Source organism: Streptomyces sp. CB02261 (assembly GCF_001905665.1).
Taxonomy (GTDB): domain Bacteria; phylum Actinomycetota; class Actinomycetes; order Streptomycetales; family Streptomycetaceae; genus Streptomyces.
In genome coordinates, this window is sequence record NZ_LIVX01000008.1 from 312,849 (window position 1) to 328,953 (window position 16,105).

At 72.3% G+C, this 16,105-nt stretch carries 11 protein-coding genes and 1 pseudogene; 9 read left to right on the forward strand and 3 right to left on the reverse strand.

Features of this window, described 5'->3' with window-relative positions; genetic code table 11:
* Nucleotides 1-172: 172 nt before the first annotated feature.
* The 3 genes from AMK29_RS26615 (at nucleotide 173) to AMK29_RS26625 (ending at nucleotide 4,024) form a co-directional block, all read left to right on the forward strand.
* Entirely contained in the window at nucleotides 173-1,705 is a 1,533-nt protein-coding gene (locus AMK29_RS26615) for a long-chain-fatty-acid--CoA ligase (RefSeq protein ID WP_073817791.1), read from the forward strand.
* A gap of 357 nt (nucleotides 1,706-2,062) precedes the next feature.
* A complete protein-coding gene (locus AMK29_RS26620) occupies nucleotides 2,063-3,304 on the forward strand; it encodes a globin domain-containing protein (RefSeq protein ID WP_079197153.1) in 1,242 nt (413 codons plus the stop codon).
* Nucleotides 3,305-3,373: 69 nt separating this feature from the next.
* Nucleotides 3,374-4,024, forward strand: a complete 651-nt coding sequence (locus tag AMK29_RS26625; RefSeq protein WP_073817793.1) for a pyridoxamine 5'-phosphate oxidase family protein — start codon at nucleotides 3,374-3,376, stop codon at nucleotides 4,022-4,024.
* Here AMK29_RS26625 and AMK29_RS26630 read toward each other — a convergent pair.
* Complete coding sequence (locus AMK29_RS26630) at nucleotides 4,021-5,400, reverse strand: GH1 family beta-glucosidase (RefSeq protein ID WP_073817795.1); 1,380 nt, start codon at nucleotides 5,398-5,400, stop codon at nucleotides 4,021-4,023. The genes AMK29_RS26625 and AMK29_RS26630 overlap by 4 nt on opposite strands.
* A gap of 205 nt (nucleotides 5,401-5,605) precedes the next feature.
* Here AMK29_RS26630 and AMK29_RS26635 point away from each other — a divergent pair, with 205 nt between their 5' ends.
* The 3 genes from AMK29_RS26635 (at nucleotide 5,606) to AMK29_RS26645 (ending at nucleotide 9,203) form a co-directional block, all read left to right on the forward strand.
* Nucleotides 5,606-6,580, forward strand: a complete 975-nt coding sequence (locus AMK29_RS26635) for an ROK family protein (RefSeq protein WP_073817797.1) — start codon at nucleotides 5,606-5,608, stop codon at nucleotides 6,578-6,580.
* A 156-nt stretch (nucleotides 6,581-6,736) separates the two neighbouring features.
* Nucleotides 6,737-7,921 carry a mannose-6-phosphate isomerase, class I gene (manA, locus tag AMK29_RS26640; RefSeq protein ID WP_073817800.1) on the forward strand — a complete coding sequence of 395 codons (1,185 nt, stop codon included), beginning with the start codon at nucleotides 6,737-6,739 and terminating at the stop codon, nucleotides 7,919-7,921.
* A 301-nt stretch (nucleotides 7,922-8,222) separates the two neighbouring features.
* A complete protein-coding gene (locus AMK29_RS26645; protein WP_073817803.1) occupies nucleotides 8,223-9,203 on the forward strand; it encodes an acetylxylan esterase in 981 nt (326 codons plus the stop codon).
* A 308-nt stretch (nucleotides 9,204-9,511) separates the two neighbouring features.
* Here AMK29_RS26645 and AMK29_RS26650 read toward each other — a convergent pair whose 3' ends face one another.
* Entirely contained in the window at nucleotides 9,512-10,543 is a 1,032-nt protein-coding gene (locus tag AMK29_RS26650) for a LacI family DNA-binding transcriptional regulator (protein WP_073817804.1), read from the reverse strand.
* Nucleotides 10,540-12,990, reverse strand: coding sequence for a glycoside hydrolase family 2 protein (locus AMK29_RS26655; RefSeq protein WP_073817807.1), 2,451 nt, complete (start codon nucleotides 12,988-12,990; stop codon nucleotides 10,540-10,542). The genes AMK29_RS26650 and AMK29_RS26655 overlap by 4 nt, the downstream gene beginning before the upstream one ends.
* A 290-nt stretch (nucleotides 12,991-13,280) precedes the next feature.
* Here AMK29_RS26655 and AMK29_RS26660 point away from each other — a divergent pair, with 290 nt between their 5' ends.
* The 3 genes and pseudogenes from AMK29_RS26660 to AMK29_RS37420 form a co-directional block, all read left to right on the forward strand.
* Entirely contained in the window at nucleotides 13,281-14,606 is a 1,326-nt protein-coding gene (locus tag AMK29_RS26660; RefSeq protein ID WP_073817808.1) for an ABC transporter substrate-binding protein, read from the forward strand.
* An 81-nt stretch (nucleotides 14,607-14,687) separates the two neighbouring features.
* Nucleotides 14,688-15,716, forward strand: a complete 1,029-nt coding sequence (locus tag AMK29_RS26665; RefSeq protein ID WP_241845720.1) for a carbohydrate ABC transporter permease — start codon at nucleotides 14,688-14,690, stop codon at nucleotides 15,714-15,716.
* A pseudogene (locus AMK29_RS37420) lies at nucleotides 15,713-16,105 on the forward strand (carbohydrate ABC transporter permease); the annotation flags it as partial. The gene AMK29_RS26665 and the pseudogene AMK29_RS37420, both read left to right, overlap by 4 nt.

Here is a 16,105-nt window from a genome sequence, read left to right on the forward strand (position 1 = left end):
CCGCTGAGCCGAACCGCACCGCCGGACCCGCACCCGCCAGACCCGTACCGCCGGACCCGCACCCGCCAGACCCGTACCGCCGGACCCGCACCCGCCGGACCCGCACCCGCCAGACCCGTACCGCCCGTCCCGCACCGCCGTCCCGCACCGCCCGTCCCGAGGAGACATCGCCATGACCGCTGCCGTTCCCGTCCCCACCCAGGCCCAGGGCAACCTCGCCGCGATCCTGCCCGTCACGGCCGCGCAGTACCCGGACCGCCCGGCGATCCGGCTGGACGAGGAGGAGCTCACCTTCGCCGAACTCGACGACCTGAGCGCGCGCGCCGCCACCCATCTGCGCTCCCTCGGGGTGGCGCCGGGAGACCGCGTGGCCCTGCTCCTGCCGAACGTGCCGGTCTTCGCCGTCCTCTACTACGGCATCCTGCGCGCGGGCGGGATCGTCGTCCCCATGAACCCGATGCTCAGGGCCGGCGAGGTGGAGCACTGTCTGAAGGACGCCGAGGCGGCCCTGCTGCTCACGTGGCACGAGGGCTCCCGGGAGGCGGCGGAGGGGGCGCGGAGAGCGGGCACCCGTCATCTCGGGGTGGATCCGGCGGTCTTCCACGAGCTGCTCCGAGGCCATGAGCGGGGCGAGTTCAGCACGGAGCGCTCGGCCGAGGACACGGCGGTCATCCTCTACACCTCGGGCACGACCGGGCAGCCGAAGGGCGCCGAGCTCACCCACACCAACGTGCGCCGCAACATCGACGAGGCCGTACGGGTGCTGGACCTCGGCCCGGGCGACGTCACCTTCGGCGGACTCCCGCTCTTCCACTCCTTCGGCCAGGTCGTCGGGCTCAACTGCGCCGTGGCCGTGGGCGCGTGCCTCACCCTGCTGCCGCGCTTCGACCCCGCCCGCGCCCTGTCGGTGATCGAGCACGACCGCGTGACGGTCTTCCTCGGCGTACCGACGATGTACACCCTGATGCTCGGCCTCGACGGCAGGGCCGGCCATGACGTGTCCTCGCTGCGGGTGTGCGTCAGCGGCGGCTCGCCGCTGCCGGTGGAGGTCCTGAACGGCTTCCAGGCGGAGTTCGGCTGCGCCGTCCTCGAGGGCTACGGACTCTCCGAGTCGTCACCGCTCGCGTGCATCAACCGCATCGACCGGGTGCGCGTCCCGGGAACCATCGGGCGTCCCATCGACGGGGTGGAGATGCGGGTCGTCGACAAGAAGGGCGTCGAGCTGCCCGACGGGGAGATCGGGGAGATCGTCATCCGGGGGCACAACGTGATGAAGGGGTACTGGCGGCGCCCCGAAGCCACCGCCACGACGGTCCGGGACGGCTGGCTGTACACCGGGGACCTCGGGACGAGGGACGAGGCGGGGGACTTCCGCATCGTCGACCGCAGCAAGGACGTCATCATCCGGGGCGGCTTCAACGTCTACCCCAGGGAGGTCGAGGAGGTCCTCTACCAGCACCCGTCCGTCGCGGAGGCCGCCGTGATCGGTGTGCCGCACCCGACGCACGGCGAGGAGGTGGCCGCCGCCGTCGTCCTCCGGCCCGGTGCCGTGACGACCCCGGAGGAACTGCGCGAGTTCGTCCGCTCGCAGGTCGCCGCCTTCAAGTACCCCCGCGTCGTCTGGACCGCCGACGCCCTCCCGAAGGGCGCGACCGGCAAGATCCTGAAGCGCGAGATCACGGCCCCCGCGGACGCCCTCCGCTGACGGCCCCACCAGGCCGTCGCGCCGCGTTCTCCCCACCAGGCCGTCGCGCCCGCGTTCTCCCCGCCGGGAGAGCGCGGCGCGGGAAGGGCCCAAGTCCCCACGATGAGCCCGTTCGGGGCGGAACGGGTCGTCGCCCGCGCATATCACCTGGCTACTTCTGAGTCACCGGCATGATCGGGTAGCGTCCGGAGCTGCTTCGTCCGCTTCGATGCTCCCGCCCCGTGTTGAGGACCCCATGCCTGCCAGAGAAGTCCCCGCCCGCAGTGCCCGTCGGGAGCGCCGAGCCGTGAGCGCGACCGCCCCGCGGCCCGCCCGGCTCAGACCGCCTCGCCTACCGGACGGGGGAGCTCTGGTCGCATGAGGTTCCGGATCAGACGCCAGGCCGACCCGCCCGCTCCCCCCTCCGCGGAGGAATCCGAACCCGCACCGGCCGAGCAGGACGTCGAGCCGGAGGCCGCCGAACCACCGCTGTCGGCCCACGAGATCGAGCTCATACGCGCGTCCGTGACGGTGGTGGAGCCACTGGCCGCGGACATGACGGTCTACTTCTACGCGATCCTCTTCGCCCGCCACCCCGAGGTGCGGCCCCTGTTCCCGCCCGGGATGGACGCCCAGCGCGGCCGCCTCCTGCGCGCACTGCTGCGGATCGTCGACATGGTGGACGACCCGGAGAACCTCGTCCGCTTCTGCGGACACCTCGGGCGTGACCACCGCAAGTTCGGCACCCTCCGGGACCACTTCCCCGCCGTGGGCGCCTGCCTCCTCGACTCGCTCGCCCGCTACGCCGGCCCCGCCTGGACCCCGGACATCGCCGCCGCGTGGACCAAGGCCTACGGAGTCGTCGCCGACGTCATGATCGGCGCGGCCGAGGAGGACGCGAGGACGCGGCCCGCCGTCTGGCCCGCCACGCTCGTGCACCGCGTCCCCCGCGGGTCCGGCATCGCCGAGGTCACCGTGCGCCCCGAGGTGCCCTACGCGTACGCCGCCGGTCAGTACGTCAGCGTCGAGACCCCCTGGCACCCCAAGCGGTGGCGTTCCTACTCCCCCGCCCACGCGCCCCGCGAGGACGGCACCCTCACCTTCCACGTACGGGCCGTGCCCGGCGGCACGGTCAGCACCGCGCTGGTGCACCGGGCCGTCCCGGGCGACACGGTCCGCCTGGGTGCGCCCATGGGCGACATGGTGCTGGACGCCGCCGTCCACAACGACCTGCTCTGCGTGGCCGGCGGCACCGGCCTCGCTCCCATCCGCGCCCTCATCGAGGAGGTCGCCCGGCGCGGCGGCCGGCACCAGGTGAACCTCTTCCTCGGCGCCCGCACCGGAGCCGAGCTGTACGGGGTGGACGACATGCTGCGCATGGCGCAGCGGCACCACTGGCTGACCGTCAGGGGCGCGGTCTCCGACGAGTACATCCCGGGGATCCGGGGGTCCCTGCCACAGGTCCTCGCCGAGTACGGGCCGTGGTACCACCACGACGTCTTCCTCAGCGGCCCGGCCCCGATGGTCACCTCCGCCAGACAGACGCTCACGCTCACCGGCACGGCCCCGGACCGCATCCACCACGACCCGTTCGACGTCTCCGCCCTGGCCACCACCTGAGGCCCCCGCCCCGACCGTCCCCCGCTCTCCCCTCACTCCCCCCTCGCCCCCCTCGCCAGGAGAAACTCCGTGTCTTCGCACCCGACGCCCTTCGGTTCCGCCGGTGAGCACCTGCTGCAGCAGCAGCTGGGCACCGCCGACCGCGCCCACCGGTTCTACGACCAGCAGGTGCGCCCCTGCCTCACGCACCAGATGCGGGAGTTCGTCGCACGCCAGACGATGGTCTTCCTCGCGACGTCCGACGCGCGGGGGGAGTGCGACGCCAGCTTCCGGGCGGGCCCGCCCGGATTCGTCCATGTGATCGACGAACACACCCTGGCCTACCCGGAGTTCCGCGGCAACGGCGTGCTCGCCAGCGCGGGCAACATGAGCGAGAACCCGCATCTCGGCATGCTCTTCGTGGACTTCACCCACGACCGCGTCGGCCTCCACGTCAACGGCGTGGCCCGTCTGTACACCGACACGGACCTGCGCGCGCTCCACCCCGAGCTGCCGTCCGACGTCGCACCGGGGCGCGGGCCCGAGCTGTGGGTGCACCTCGACGTCGAGGAGGCCTACATCCACTGCTCCAAGTACATACCCCAGCTCACCCCGTCCGCCCTCCCGGCCGCGCACGACCCCGCCCGACCCAAGGACGCGGAGTACTTCACCGGCCCCCGGTACGCCGCCGACGCGGCCTCCGGGGAACCGGGCGCCCGGCTCCAGGCGGGTTCCCGCTAGCGGGTGGCGGCGGCGATGGCGGCCCTGTACCAGCGGTAGGAGGCCTTGGGGGTGCGCGTCCCGGTCGGGAAGTCGACGTGCACGAGCCCGAAGCGCCTGCTGTGGCCGAACGCCCACTCGAAGTTGTCCATGAGCGACCAGGCGGTGTAGCCCCGCAGGTCGACGCCGGCCGCGACGGCGGCGGAGGCCGCGCGGAGGTGGCTCTCCAGGTAGGCGATCCGGTCGGCGTCGTGCACGGTGCCGTCCGCACCCGGGGTCTCGTCCTCGGCGGAGCCGTTCTCCGTGATGTGAAGCGGCGGCAACCGGGCGCCGTAGCGGTCGCGGAGGGAGACGAGGAGCTCCCGGAGGGCGTCGGGGACGACGGCCCAGCCCATGGCGGTGCGGCGGACGCCCGGGACGTCCACCCCTTCGAAGCGGTTGTCCGTCGCGGTGCGCAGGGCCGGGTCGGGCTCGCGCCAGGGGGCCGCGCGCACGGTGGACGGCGTGTAGTAGTTGAGGCCGAGGAAGTCCAGGGGGGCTGAGATCAGCGCGAGGTCGCCCTCGCGGCGGAAGTCCTGGCGCTCGATCAGCTCCCCGAAGGTGTCCGTCTCGCCGGGGGCGTAGCACCCCGTGAGCAGCGGGTCGGTCCACATGAGGTTGCGCTGGGTCTCGGCCCGCAGGGCGGCCGCGACGTCGGCGGGGTCCCGCGTGGCCGGGTCCACGTGGTCGAGGTTGAGCGAGATGCCGGCCTCCTGGACCCCGGCGGCCCGCAGGGCGCCCATGGCCAGGCCGTGGCCGACCAGGAGGTGGTGGGCGGCGGCGAGCGCGGGCGTCCCCTCGGACGCCCCCGGAGCGTGCTCGCCGGCGGCGTACCCCAGGAAGGCGCTGCACCAGGGTTCGTTGAGGGTGATCCACCGGGGTACGCGGTCCCCCAGCGCCGCCGCGACCAGCGCTGTGTACTCCGCGAAGCGCTCGGCCGTGTCCCGTGACCGCCAGCCGCCGGCGTCCTCCAGGGCCTGGGGAAGGTCCCAGTGGTAGAGGGTGAGGACCGGCTTGATGCCGGCCTCCAGCAGCTCGTCGACCAGGCGGGCGTAGAAGTCGAGTCCGGGCGTGTTCACCGGGCCCGAGCCCGACGGCTGGACGCGCGGCCAGGCGACGGAGAAGCGGTAGGTGGACACGCCGAGGTCCGCGAGCAGCCGCACGTCCTCCCGCCGCCGGTGGTAGTGGTCGCACGCGGTCTCGCCGCTGGTGCCGTCCGACACGGCGCCGGGGCGGCGGCAGAAGGTGTCCCAGATCGACGGCCCCCGTCCGTCCTCCTTCGTGGCGCCCTCGATCTGGTAGGCCGAGGTGGCGGCGCCGAACTCGAATCCGGGCGGAAAGGCCGGGAAGTCTTTCACGGAAAGGAAAACCCTTCGTGCGGGTGCGGTAAACAGGTCCGAGCATGAGGGAATTCGGCATTTCGGTCCAGGCGGTGCGGGCCGAAGAAAGACGGTTTTACTAAACCGCGGCTTAACTGAACCAGTTTACTGGACAACGTTGTCAAGGACTGGGCAGAGTGACCTCCGCAGCCGCTGCCGGGCTGTCAAGGAAAGGTGGGACGCGATGGTGTACGGAGCACTCGACATCGGGGGCACGAAGATCGCGGGGGCCCTCGTCGACGCCGACGGGCACCTCCTGGCGCGGGCGCGGAGGCCCACGCCCGCGCGGGGCACGGCGGAGGAGCTGACGGCCGCCGTCTCCGCGGTCCTGGACGACCTGGCGGCGCGTCCGGAGTGGGCCGCCCTGTCCTGTTTCGGCATCGGCAGCGCGGGTCCCGTCGACACGGTCGCGGGCACGGTCAGCCCGGTCAACATCCCGGCCTGGCGCTCCTTCCCCCTCGTGGACCGGGTGCGGGCGCACGCGGCGATGCCCGCCGGGATGCTGCCCGTCCTGGTCGGTGACGCGGTGGCGATGACCGCGGCCGAGCACTGGCTGGGTGCGGCCAGAGGCGTCGACAACGCGCTGTGCATGGTGGTCTCCACCGGCGTGGGCGGCGGGCTGATCCTGGGCGGGGCGCTCCACACGGGCACCTCGGGGAACGCCGGGCACATCGGTCACATCACCGTCGACATGGACGGCCCCCTCTGCCCGTGCGGGGCCCGCGGCTGCGTGGAGCGCTTCGCCAGCGGCACGGCGATCGCCGCCCATGCCCTGGAATCCGGCTGGACCCCGGCCGCCGGGGCCTCCGCGACGGCCGAGGCGGTCGAGGTGTCCGCCCGCGCGGGCGACCCCCGCGCCCTCGCCGCGTTCGACCGCGCAGGCAGAGCCCTGGCCGCCGCGATCGCGGCCACGACGGCCCTGGTCGAGCTCGACCTCGTGGTCGTGGGAGGCGGTGTCGCGCAGTCCGGCGAGACGCTCTTCGGCCCGCTCCGGCGCCACCTGGCCTCGTACGCGGTGCTCGACTTCACCCGCGGCGTACCGGTGGTGCCCGCCGGCCTCCGCCTCGACGCGGGCCTGATCGGCGCCGCGGCCGCGGGTGCGGCGGCGGCCGGCCTGTCCGGTACGGGCACCGGCGCCACGGGCCGGACGACGGCCTGAACGGACCGGGGCCCACGCACCGAACGCACGCCCCACACGAGCTGGCGCCGCACGCACCTCCGCACGCGGGCGCTCACGCACCCCCGGCCCCGCGCGCGCCCCGCACCGCCCGCCCTCACGTCCCCGCGCACGACGCACCTCCCCCAGGAAGAACCCGTGGATCTCCTCCTCAACACCGTCCAGCCCTACGACTGGGGTTCCGTCACCGCCCTGCCGCGTCTCATGGGCACCGCGCCCACCGGTGAACCCCAGGCCGAGCTGTGGATGGGAGCCCATCCCGCCGCGCCGTCCCAAGTCCGGCGCGCCGACCGCACGCTCCCCCTGGACCGGGTCATCGCGGCGGACCCGCTCGCCGAGCTGGGAGCGGCCACCCTGCGCCGGTTCGGCCCCCGGCTGCCGTTCCTGCTCAAGCTGCTGGCCGCCGACGCGCCGCTCTCCGTCCAGGTGCACCCCGATCCGGCGCAGGCGCGGGCCGGCCACGCGCGCGAGGACGCCCTGGGCGTTCCGCCGGACGCCCCGCACCGCACGTACCGGGACGCCCACCACAAACCCGAGATGATCGTCGCGCTCACCCGCTTCCGGGGCCTGTGCGGCTTCCGGGCGCCCCGGCAGTGCGCCGACCTGCTCGACGCCCTCGACGTCCCCGCGCTGCGCCCGTACGCCGGGACCCTGCGCGCCCTCCCCGAGGCCCAGGCCCTCGCCGACGTCTTCACCGCCTTCCTCCGCCCGCCCACGGGCCTCGTCGGCGCCGTCACGGAGGCCGTCGAGGCGGCGGCCGCCCGGCCGGGCCCCCGCCGGGAGGACCTCGCCGCCTACGCGACGGTGGCTCGCGCGCACCCGGGCGACCCGGGGCTGCTTGCCGCCCTGATGCTGCGCCTCGTCGTACTGGAGCCGGGCGAGGCGCTCTTCCTCGGGCCGGGGATCCCGCACGCGTACCTCTCCGGTCTCGGGGTGGAGATCATGGCGAGCTCCGACAACGTCCTGCGGTGCGGGCTGACGTCCAAGCACGTCGACGCGGCCGAGCTGCTGACGGTGGTCCGCTTCACGGCGACGCCGACCCCCGTCCTCACCCCTCGTGGAAAAGACGGCGAGGAGGTGTACCCCGCTCCCGTGGACGACTTCCGTCTCTCGCGGTTCGCTCTGCGGGCGGATGGGCCCGCGCGGCGCCTGGCGGCCGGCTCGCCGCAGATCCTCCTGTGCGTCGACGGCGAGGCCTCCGTGGACGCGGCGGCCGGCCCCGTCCGCTTCGGGCCCGGGCGCTCCGTCTACGTCCCCGCCACCGCCGAGGTCACGCTCACGGGCGCGGGGACGGTCTTCCGCGCCACCGTGGGGAGGGCGTGAGTACCCCATGAACGGCTCGGAGATATGCGAAAGGGTCGTCGGAAACAGAGCCACACACGAGACTTAATCGGTTCCGCCCAGCCTCGTTCCTCACTTCTGCGCCCATTCTCCTGTCCTTGTCCGTCGTGGAGGCCGGAACGCGCATGCAGCCGTGGTCGCCCTATCGGTCACGATCCCGTCCCACGGACCGGCCCGCAGCCAGCCGGGTTCCCGCCCGGGCCCCGCTTTCCGCCGTACCCGCCCGACGACCCCGATCGCGCCCGCCCCCGCGCGGACGCCCGTTCCGAGGAGACAGCTTCCGATGCCGTACACCGATCTGCCGCCCGACCACCCGGCCGCCCACGACGAACCGCCGGTGGAGCCTGACGGCTTCGACGCCTTCTGGTCCGAGACTCTCGAGGCGGCCCGCGAGGCCGGCCGCGCCCCGGAGCTCCGCCCCGTGCGGGACTCCCTCCTGACCACTCTCGACGCCTACGACGTACGGTTCCCGGGCTGGGGCGGCGACCCGGTCGCCGCCTGGCTCGTCGTGCCGTCGGAGGCCGAGGCGCCGCTGCCTGCGGTGATCACCTACCTCGGATACAGCGGCGGACGCGGCCTGGTGACCGACCATCTCCTGTACGCCTCCGCCGGCTACGCCCACCTCGTCGTCGACAGCCGCGGGCAGGGCCACGACACCCCCGACCCCCACCCGGCCACGGGCACCCACTGGGTGCACGGCTACATGACCCGGGGCATCGAGGATCCGCACCAGCACTACTACCGCCGCCTCGTCACCGACTGCGTCCGCGCCGTCGACGCCGCCCGTCTCGTCCCCCACGTGGACCCGGACCGGATCGTCGTCCAGGGCAACAGCCAGGGCGGCGGTCTCGCCCTCGCCGTGGCCGGCCTGGTGGGCGACGACATCGCCGGCGCGCTGCCCGACGTGCCGTTCCTGTGCCACTTCCGGCGGGGCGCGGAGACCGCGACCGAGGGTCCGTACACCGAACTCGTCGACTACCTGCGCCAACAGGCCCCGCACGCGGCGGAGCGGGTCTTCTCCACCCTCGCCCACTTCGACGGCGTGCACTTCGCCCGGCGGGCGACCGCCCCCGCCCTGTTCAGCGCCGGGCTCATGGACCCCGTCTGCCCGCCGTCCACCGTCCTCGCGGCCTACCGGAACTACGCGGGCGAGAAGGACATCAGGGAATGGCCCTTCGCCGATCACGCGGGCGGAAGGGGAGTGACGGCCGTCGAGCACCTCCGCTGGCTCCGCCGCCGGGGACTCGCCCCCACGGAGCACTGAGGAGAGCCCAGGGCGGCGACCCTACGGCCCGCGCCGGGACCGACGGACAGAGCGACAGACCGACAGACGAACTGACGGACCGCCCGACAGACCGACAGGCGAACCGACAGATCGACAGGCGAACCGACGGACCGCCCGACCGTCCGCCCGACCGTCCGTCCGGCGGACTGACGGACCGACGGACCGGTAGGACCGCTCGGACCGCTCGGACCACTCAGACCGCTCAGACCGAGGACCGCTCGGACCGAGGAGAGGCTGTACCTCCCCCGTGGAGGTGCAGCCTCTCCTCGTCCGCTCCTGACGCGCGCCTACGCGCGCCGGGGCGGCCCGGTGGAACCGCGCGGTGCCAGCGCCGGCGTGGGGACCTGGTGGTTCCCCCGGTACGTGCCCTCGATCACGCCGAACAGGGCGCGCGCGACCTCCTCGCCGAACTGGTGCACGTCATGGCTCATGGCCGAGAGTGCCGGGTGGGTCAGCCGGCACAACTGGGAGTCGTCCCAGGCCAGCAGCGACACGTCGTCCGGCACCGTGAGCCCCATCTCGGCGGCCACGGCCGCCCCCGCCACGGCCATGATGTCGTTGTCGTACACGATCGCCGTCGGACGGTCGGGGCCGAGCAGCAGGCTCCGGGTCGCCCGGGCGCCCTCCTCACCGACGAAGCCGGTCGACACCTGCAGCCTCCCGTCCAGGCCGAGTTCGGCCATCGTGGCCTCGAACGCCGCCGCGCGGATGCCGCTGTGGCCGAGTCCCGCGGGGCCGCCGACGCGGGCGATGCGACGGTGGCCGAGCGCGGCGAGATAGCGCACGGCCTCCGCCGCGGCCGAGGCGTCGTCCGTCCAGACGGAGGGGAACCCGCCGGTCAGCGACGGATGCCCCACGGCGACGGCGGGCATCCCCAGCGCCCGCAGCGGCCCCACCCGCGGGTCGTCGTGGTGGAAGTCGACCAGGATGGCCCCGCCGATGGTCCGGCCGCGCCACCACTCCTCGTACAGCGCGGTCTCCTCGTCCAGGTCGCGCACCAGCCGCAGCAGCAGCGAGCACGAACGCTCCGACAGGACGCCCTCGATGCCGGAGATGAACTCCATGTAGAAGGGTTCGAGCCCGAGGACCCGCGCCGGGCGGCAAAGGGCCAGACCCACGATGCCCGACCGCCGGCCGGAGAGGCTCCGCGCGGTCTGGTGCGGGGCCCAGCCGAGCTCCTGGGCCACCTCGAAGATCCGCTTGCGCGTCGCCTGGGACACTCCGGGACGGTTGTTGAAGGCCATGGAGACGGCCCCCTTGGACACCCCGGCCCGCGCGGCGACGTCGTTGATCGTGACGCGGGCGGCGGGGACGTTCACGCGGCTCCCACGCTGAACAGCGCGTTCCGTACGGCGTTTTCGGCTGCGGCGGCTGTGTCGGCGGCGGCTATGTCGGCGTCGGCTGTGTCGGCGGCGGCGCCGGGCCATCCGGTGACCGTGATCCGTGCCTCCTCTCCGGGGAGCAGCGTCAGCAGACCGCGGTCCGCGCGCGCCTCGGGCGAGAGCCGGTCGGGCTGCAGGAGGAGGTCCCGCACCAGGGTCCGGGCCGTGACCACCACGGCCACCGCGTCGCCGCCGGTGACGGGCTCGACGCGGACGTCGTACTCCGGGGCCGGGTAGGCGAACTCCTTGTCGGGTACGGGGAAGTGGACCGCCCGCAGTCCGTCGGCGTCGGCCACCAGGAACTCCTTGGCCGATCCGGATGCGGGCACGAGCCCGGCCGGGAGCACCGGCCGGACGACCGAGCGCGGGGCGGCCCCGACGTCGACGACCGCTTCGCGCAGGACGGTGCCGTCCGCGGCGATCCGGCGCAGCGTGACCGCCGTGTGCCAGGAGGAGCCGGACTGGTTGTCGACCGCGAGCACGGGTCCGTCCGCGGTGGGCACGAGGGTGAGCAGACGGTCGGCGTAGACCCTCCGCAGCTCGTGGTAGAGCGGCTTGAGCCGCCCGTCGCCGTCGATCGCGGCCCAGGAGCTGACCGGCCAGCAGTCGTTGATCTGCCAGACCACGGTGCCCGCGCAGACCGGCCAGTGGGACCGCCAGTGCTCGATCCCGGCGGCCACGGCCCGCGCCTGCACGACCTGGGCCAGGTAGTGCCAGCGGTCGAAGTCCCGCTCCGGCAGGGCGAAGTGACGTGCGATGCCCCGGTTCAGCTTGCCGTTGCCGTCCTCGGCCTTCTGGTGGTGCAGCATGCCGGGCGAGTCGGGGGCGAGTTCCTCGCCGGGCAGGGCGCGGCGCAGCGTGGCGAGGGCGGGCGGGGCCTGCCAGCCGAACTCGGCGCAGAAGCGGGGCACGTCCGCCCGGTACTCGGCGTAGTCCTGACGGTTCCACACCTCCCAGGAGTGGTGGGTGCCGTGGGCGGGGTCGTTGGGGTGGTGGTCCCAGGATCCGGACCAGGGGCTGCCCGCCGTGTACGGGCGGGTCGGGTCGAGTTCGGCGACGATCCGGGGCAGCACGCCGAGGTAGTAGCCCTCGCCCCAGGAGTCGCCGGCCAGCGGCTGTTCCCACTCCCAGTCGCGGAATCCCCACAGGTTCTCGTTGTTGCCGTTCCACAGCACCAGGCTCGGGTGCGGCATGAGGCGGACAACGTTGTCGCGCGCCTCGGCCTCCACCTCTCCGCGCAGCGGCTGCTCCTCCGGGTAGGCGGCGCAGGCGAAGAGGAAGTCCTGCCAGACCATCAGGCCCAGTTCGTCGCAGACGTCGTAGAACGCGTCGTCCTCGTAAATCCCGCCGCCCCAGATCCGGACGAGGTCCACGTTGGCCCCCGCCGTCTGGAGGAGTCGGGTCCGGTACCGCTCGGGCGTCACGCGGGACGGCAGGACGTCGTCGGGGATCCAGTTGACCCCGCGCGCGAAGATCCTGACGCCGTTGACGACGAAGGTGAAGCCGGTGCCGTGCTCGTCCGGGGAGCGGTCGATCTCGACGGTGCGGAAGCCGATCCGGCGCTCCCAGGTGTCGAGCGGCCGGCCCTCCTCGTCCAGGAGCGTCACGTCGAGCCCGTACAGCGGCTGTTCGCCGTGGCCGCGCGGCCACCACAGCTCCGGTTCCGGCACGCGCAGGACCAGGACGGTCCCGTCGCCCTCGACGACCGACTCGGCGACGGTGTCCGCGACGGTGGCGCGGAGCGTGAGGGGGCGGCCCGCGCCGTTCCCGGTGCGCTCGACCCGGACCCGGAGCTCGACCCGGCCGGCCGCGCCGTCGACCGTGACCAGGGGGCGCACCTCGGCGAGCCGGGCGGTCGACCAGTGCTCCAGGCGGACCGGCCGCCACATGCCGGCCGTGACGACGGTGGGGCCCCAGTCCCAGCCGAAGGAGCTGGCCATCTTCCGGATGTACTGGAAGGGCTCGGGGTAGACGTTCGGCCGGTCGCCGGTCAGGGCGCGGACGCGGTCGGCCTCCTCGTACGCCGAGGCGAAGCGGACCTCCAGCGGTCCCGTGCGGCCGGTGACGTCGAAGCGGTGGACGCGGTGCATGTTGCGGGTCGTGCCGAGGCTCTCGCCGTCGAGGACGATCTCGGCCGCGGTGTCGAGCCCGTCGAAGACGAGGTCGGTGCGTTCGTGGCCGCTGTCGTGGGCCAGTTCCGTGGCGTAGGACCAGGCGCGTCGGCCCACCCACGCGATCCCGGTCTCGTTCGTGCCGATGAACGGGTCGGGTATCACCCCGGCGTCGAGCAGATCGGTGTGGACGCAGCCGGGGACGGTGGCCGGAAGCAGTGCATCGTCGTGGCGCAGCTTCCAGCCCTCGTGCAGCTGGGTGACGTCCTTCATGGTGTGCGGCTCCAATCGCCTGACGGTGGTCTCGTCGTGGGGTGGACGCGGGTGTGGGGCGACAAACTAACCGCCCTGCGACACGGCTGTCCATGAACCGGTGAAGTAGCGACCCGCGCAGAACGCGTGACAGGAAGTGAGCGAAAGGCCTCGATTCAGGGCCGATACATCGCTGCGGTAACGATTACGCATCACGCGGGAAATCAGCACTTTACCGGTTCACGTTCGGCTGACATAGTGCCGACATCCCACCGGTAAGACCTGAGCCGTAACCCTGAAGGAGTTGGGCAATGGGCAAGAAGTCGATGGCGCTCACGGGCGCGCTGCTGACAGCCACGATGCTGACCGTGGCCGGATGTAGCGGGGGAGGAAGCGCCGTCACGGGTGAGACGGCCGCCGCCCCGTCCGACCCCAAGGAGGTCTCGGGCGAGATCAAGGTCCTCACGCACCGGACCGACCTCGTACAGAACGGGGCCATGAAGAAGTACGCGGCCGAGTTCAACAAGGTCTACCCCAAGGTCGAGGTGACCTTCGACGGCATCACCGACTACGAGGGCGAGGTGCGGATCCGGCTGAACGCGAAGTCCTACGGCGATGTGCTCGCCATCCCCGGGGCCGTGGCCAAGAACGACTACCCGAAGTTCTTCGCCCCGCTCGGCTCCTCCACGGAGCTGGCGTCGAAGTACCGCTTCGCCGACAAGACCGAGGTCGGAGGCAAGTCCTACGGCATCGCCCAGTTCGGCACCGCCAACGGCTTCGTCTACAACAAGGCCGTGTGGAAGAAGGCGGGGATAGCCTCCTGGCCGAAGACCCCGCAGGAGTTCCTCGCCGGCCTGAAGGCGATCAAGGAGAAGACGGGCGCCACCCCGTACTACACCAACTTCAAGGACGGCTGGCCGCTCGTGCAGTGGAGCGCCAACCTGGGCGCCGTCGGCTGTGACGCGCAGGCGAGCAACGCGCTGGCCGGCCCGGTCTCCCCCTGGAAGGCCGGCGGCGAACTCCGGACGATCGACACCCTGCTGCACGACATCGTCAAGCAGGGACTCGCGGAGAAGGACCCCACCACCACCAACTGGGAGACGTCCAAGGCCCTGCTCGCCGAGGGCAGGATCGCCACGATGATGCTCGGCTCCTGGTCGATCACGCAGATGCGGGGCGCGGCCGCCGACGCGGGCCTCAAGGCGGAGGACATCGGCTTCATGCCGTTCCCCTCCCAGAAGAACGGCGCCTTCTGCTCGACGGTGACGTCCGACTACCAGCAGGCCGTCAGCATCTACTCCGAGAACAAGCTGGCCGCGCGCGCCTGGATCGACTGGTTCACCGAGAAGTCCGGCTACTCGGAGAAGGAGGGCGTCGTCTCCACGGTCAAGTCCGCCCCCATGCCCTCCACGCTCAAGGACTTCGTTGACAACGATGTCAAGTTCGTCGACCGCTCGGAGGCGAAGACCGCCGTGGTCAACGAGATCGACGAGGCGGCCGAGATCGGCCTGAACAAGCAGGACTACCGGCAGAAGCTGGTCGACACCGCGCGGGGTGCCGAGAAGGGCAGCATCGAGGACTTCTTCGCCGACCTCGACAAGAGGTGGGACGAGGCGGCGAAGACCGCCGGTTCCTGACCGACCGGCGGAGCGGGCCCCGGCCGACGACGCCGGCCGGGGCCCCTGGACCTTCCGCAGTCGCGGACACGAAAGGCCGACATGACCGAGACAACCGACACCGCTCCCGGCGACGCCCTGACACGGCGGCCCGCCACGGACGTGGACGACACGGGGCGCACCTCGCAGGGAGGGAACCCGGGGGGCCGGCCGGCCGGCCGGCGCCGCCGTGCCCCCGCGGGTGGACAGACCCGTTCCTGGCGGCGTTCACCGCTGCGCCGGCTCACGCCCTGGCTCTTCCTGGCGGGCCCGCTGGCGCTCCTGATCACGTTCACCTACGTCCCCGTGGTGAGCATGATCTCGTACAGCTTCACCGACTGGGACGGAGTGAGCCCCGACCGGGAGAACGTCGGCTTCGACAACTACGTCCAGATATTCACCCGCCCCGAGCTCTTCAGGGTCTTCTTCGTCAGCGGCTACTACCTGGCCGCGTCCGTGGTCCAGATCGCCGTCGCCCTCTACTTCGCGGTGATCCTGAGCTTCAACCTCAGGTTCCGCAACTTCTTCAAGGGCATCCTCTTCTTCCCCTACCTCATCAACGGCGTCGCGATCGGATTCGTCTTCCTGTACTTCTTCCAGGACGGCGGCACCCTCGACTCCGTGCTGTCGTGGCTCGGCGTGACCACCGACCACCCCTGGCTCGGCGACCCGACCTCCGCGAACATCTCCCTGGCGGGCGTGTCGGTCTGGCGCTTCACCGGACTGAACTTCGTCCTCTTCCTCGGCGCCATCCAGTCCATCCCCGGCGAGTTGTACGAGGCCGCCGAACTGGACGGCGCGGGCAGGTGGAAGCAGTTCCGCCACATCATCGCGCCCAGCATCAAGCCCGTCATCAGCCTCAGCGTCATCCTGGCGATCTCCGGCTCCCTGTCCGTCTTCGAGATCCCGTACATCATGACCGGCGGCGCGACGGGCACCCAGACCTTCGTCATCCAGACGGTCAAGCTCGCGTTCCAGTTCAACAAGACCGGCCTGGCCTCGGCCGCGGCCGTGGTGCTGCTCCTGATCATCCTGCTGGTCACGTGGATCCAGCGCCGGCTCGTGCCCGACGACAAGGTGGACCTCGTATGACCTCCCCCCACTCCCTCGCCGTCCCGCCCGCCGCCCGCTCCGCCGCCGCCCGGCGGCGCCGCATCCCCGTCGGGAGCCTGCTGACCTACCTGTCGCTGATCGCCGCCACGGTAGTGGTCCTGCTGCCGCTGGCCGTCGTCTTCCTGACCTCGCTCAAGACGTCGGAGGAGGTCGGAGACGGAGGCGCGCTCTCCCTGCCGGGGAACTGGCTGAACCTCGACAACTACGTCACGGCGTTCACCGACGGCCACATGCTCATGGCCTTCGGGAACACCGCGTTCATCCTCTTCTTCTCCATCAGCGGCACCGTGATCATCGGCTCGATGACGGCCTACGCGGTGGACCGCTTCGACTTCCGTGCCAAGAAACCGGTCATGGCGCTCTTCCTG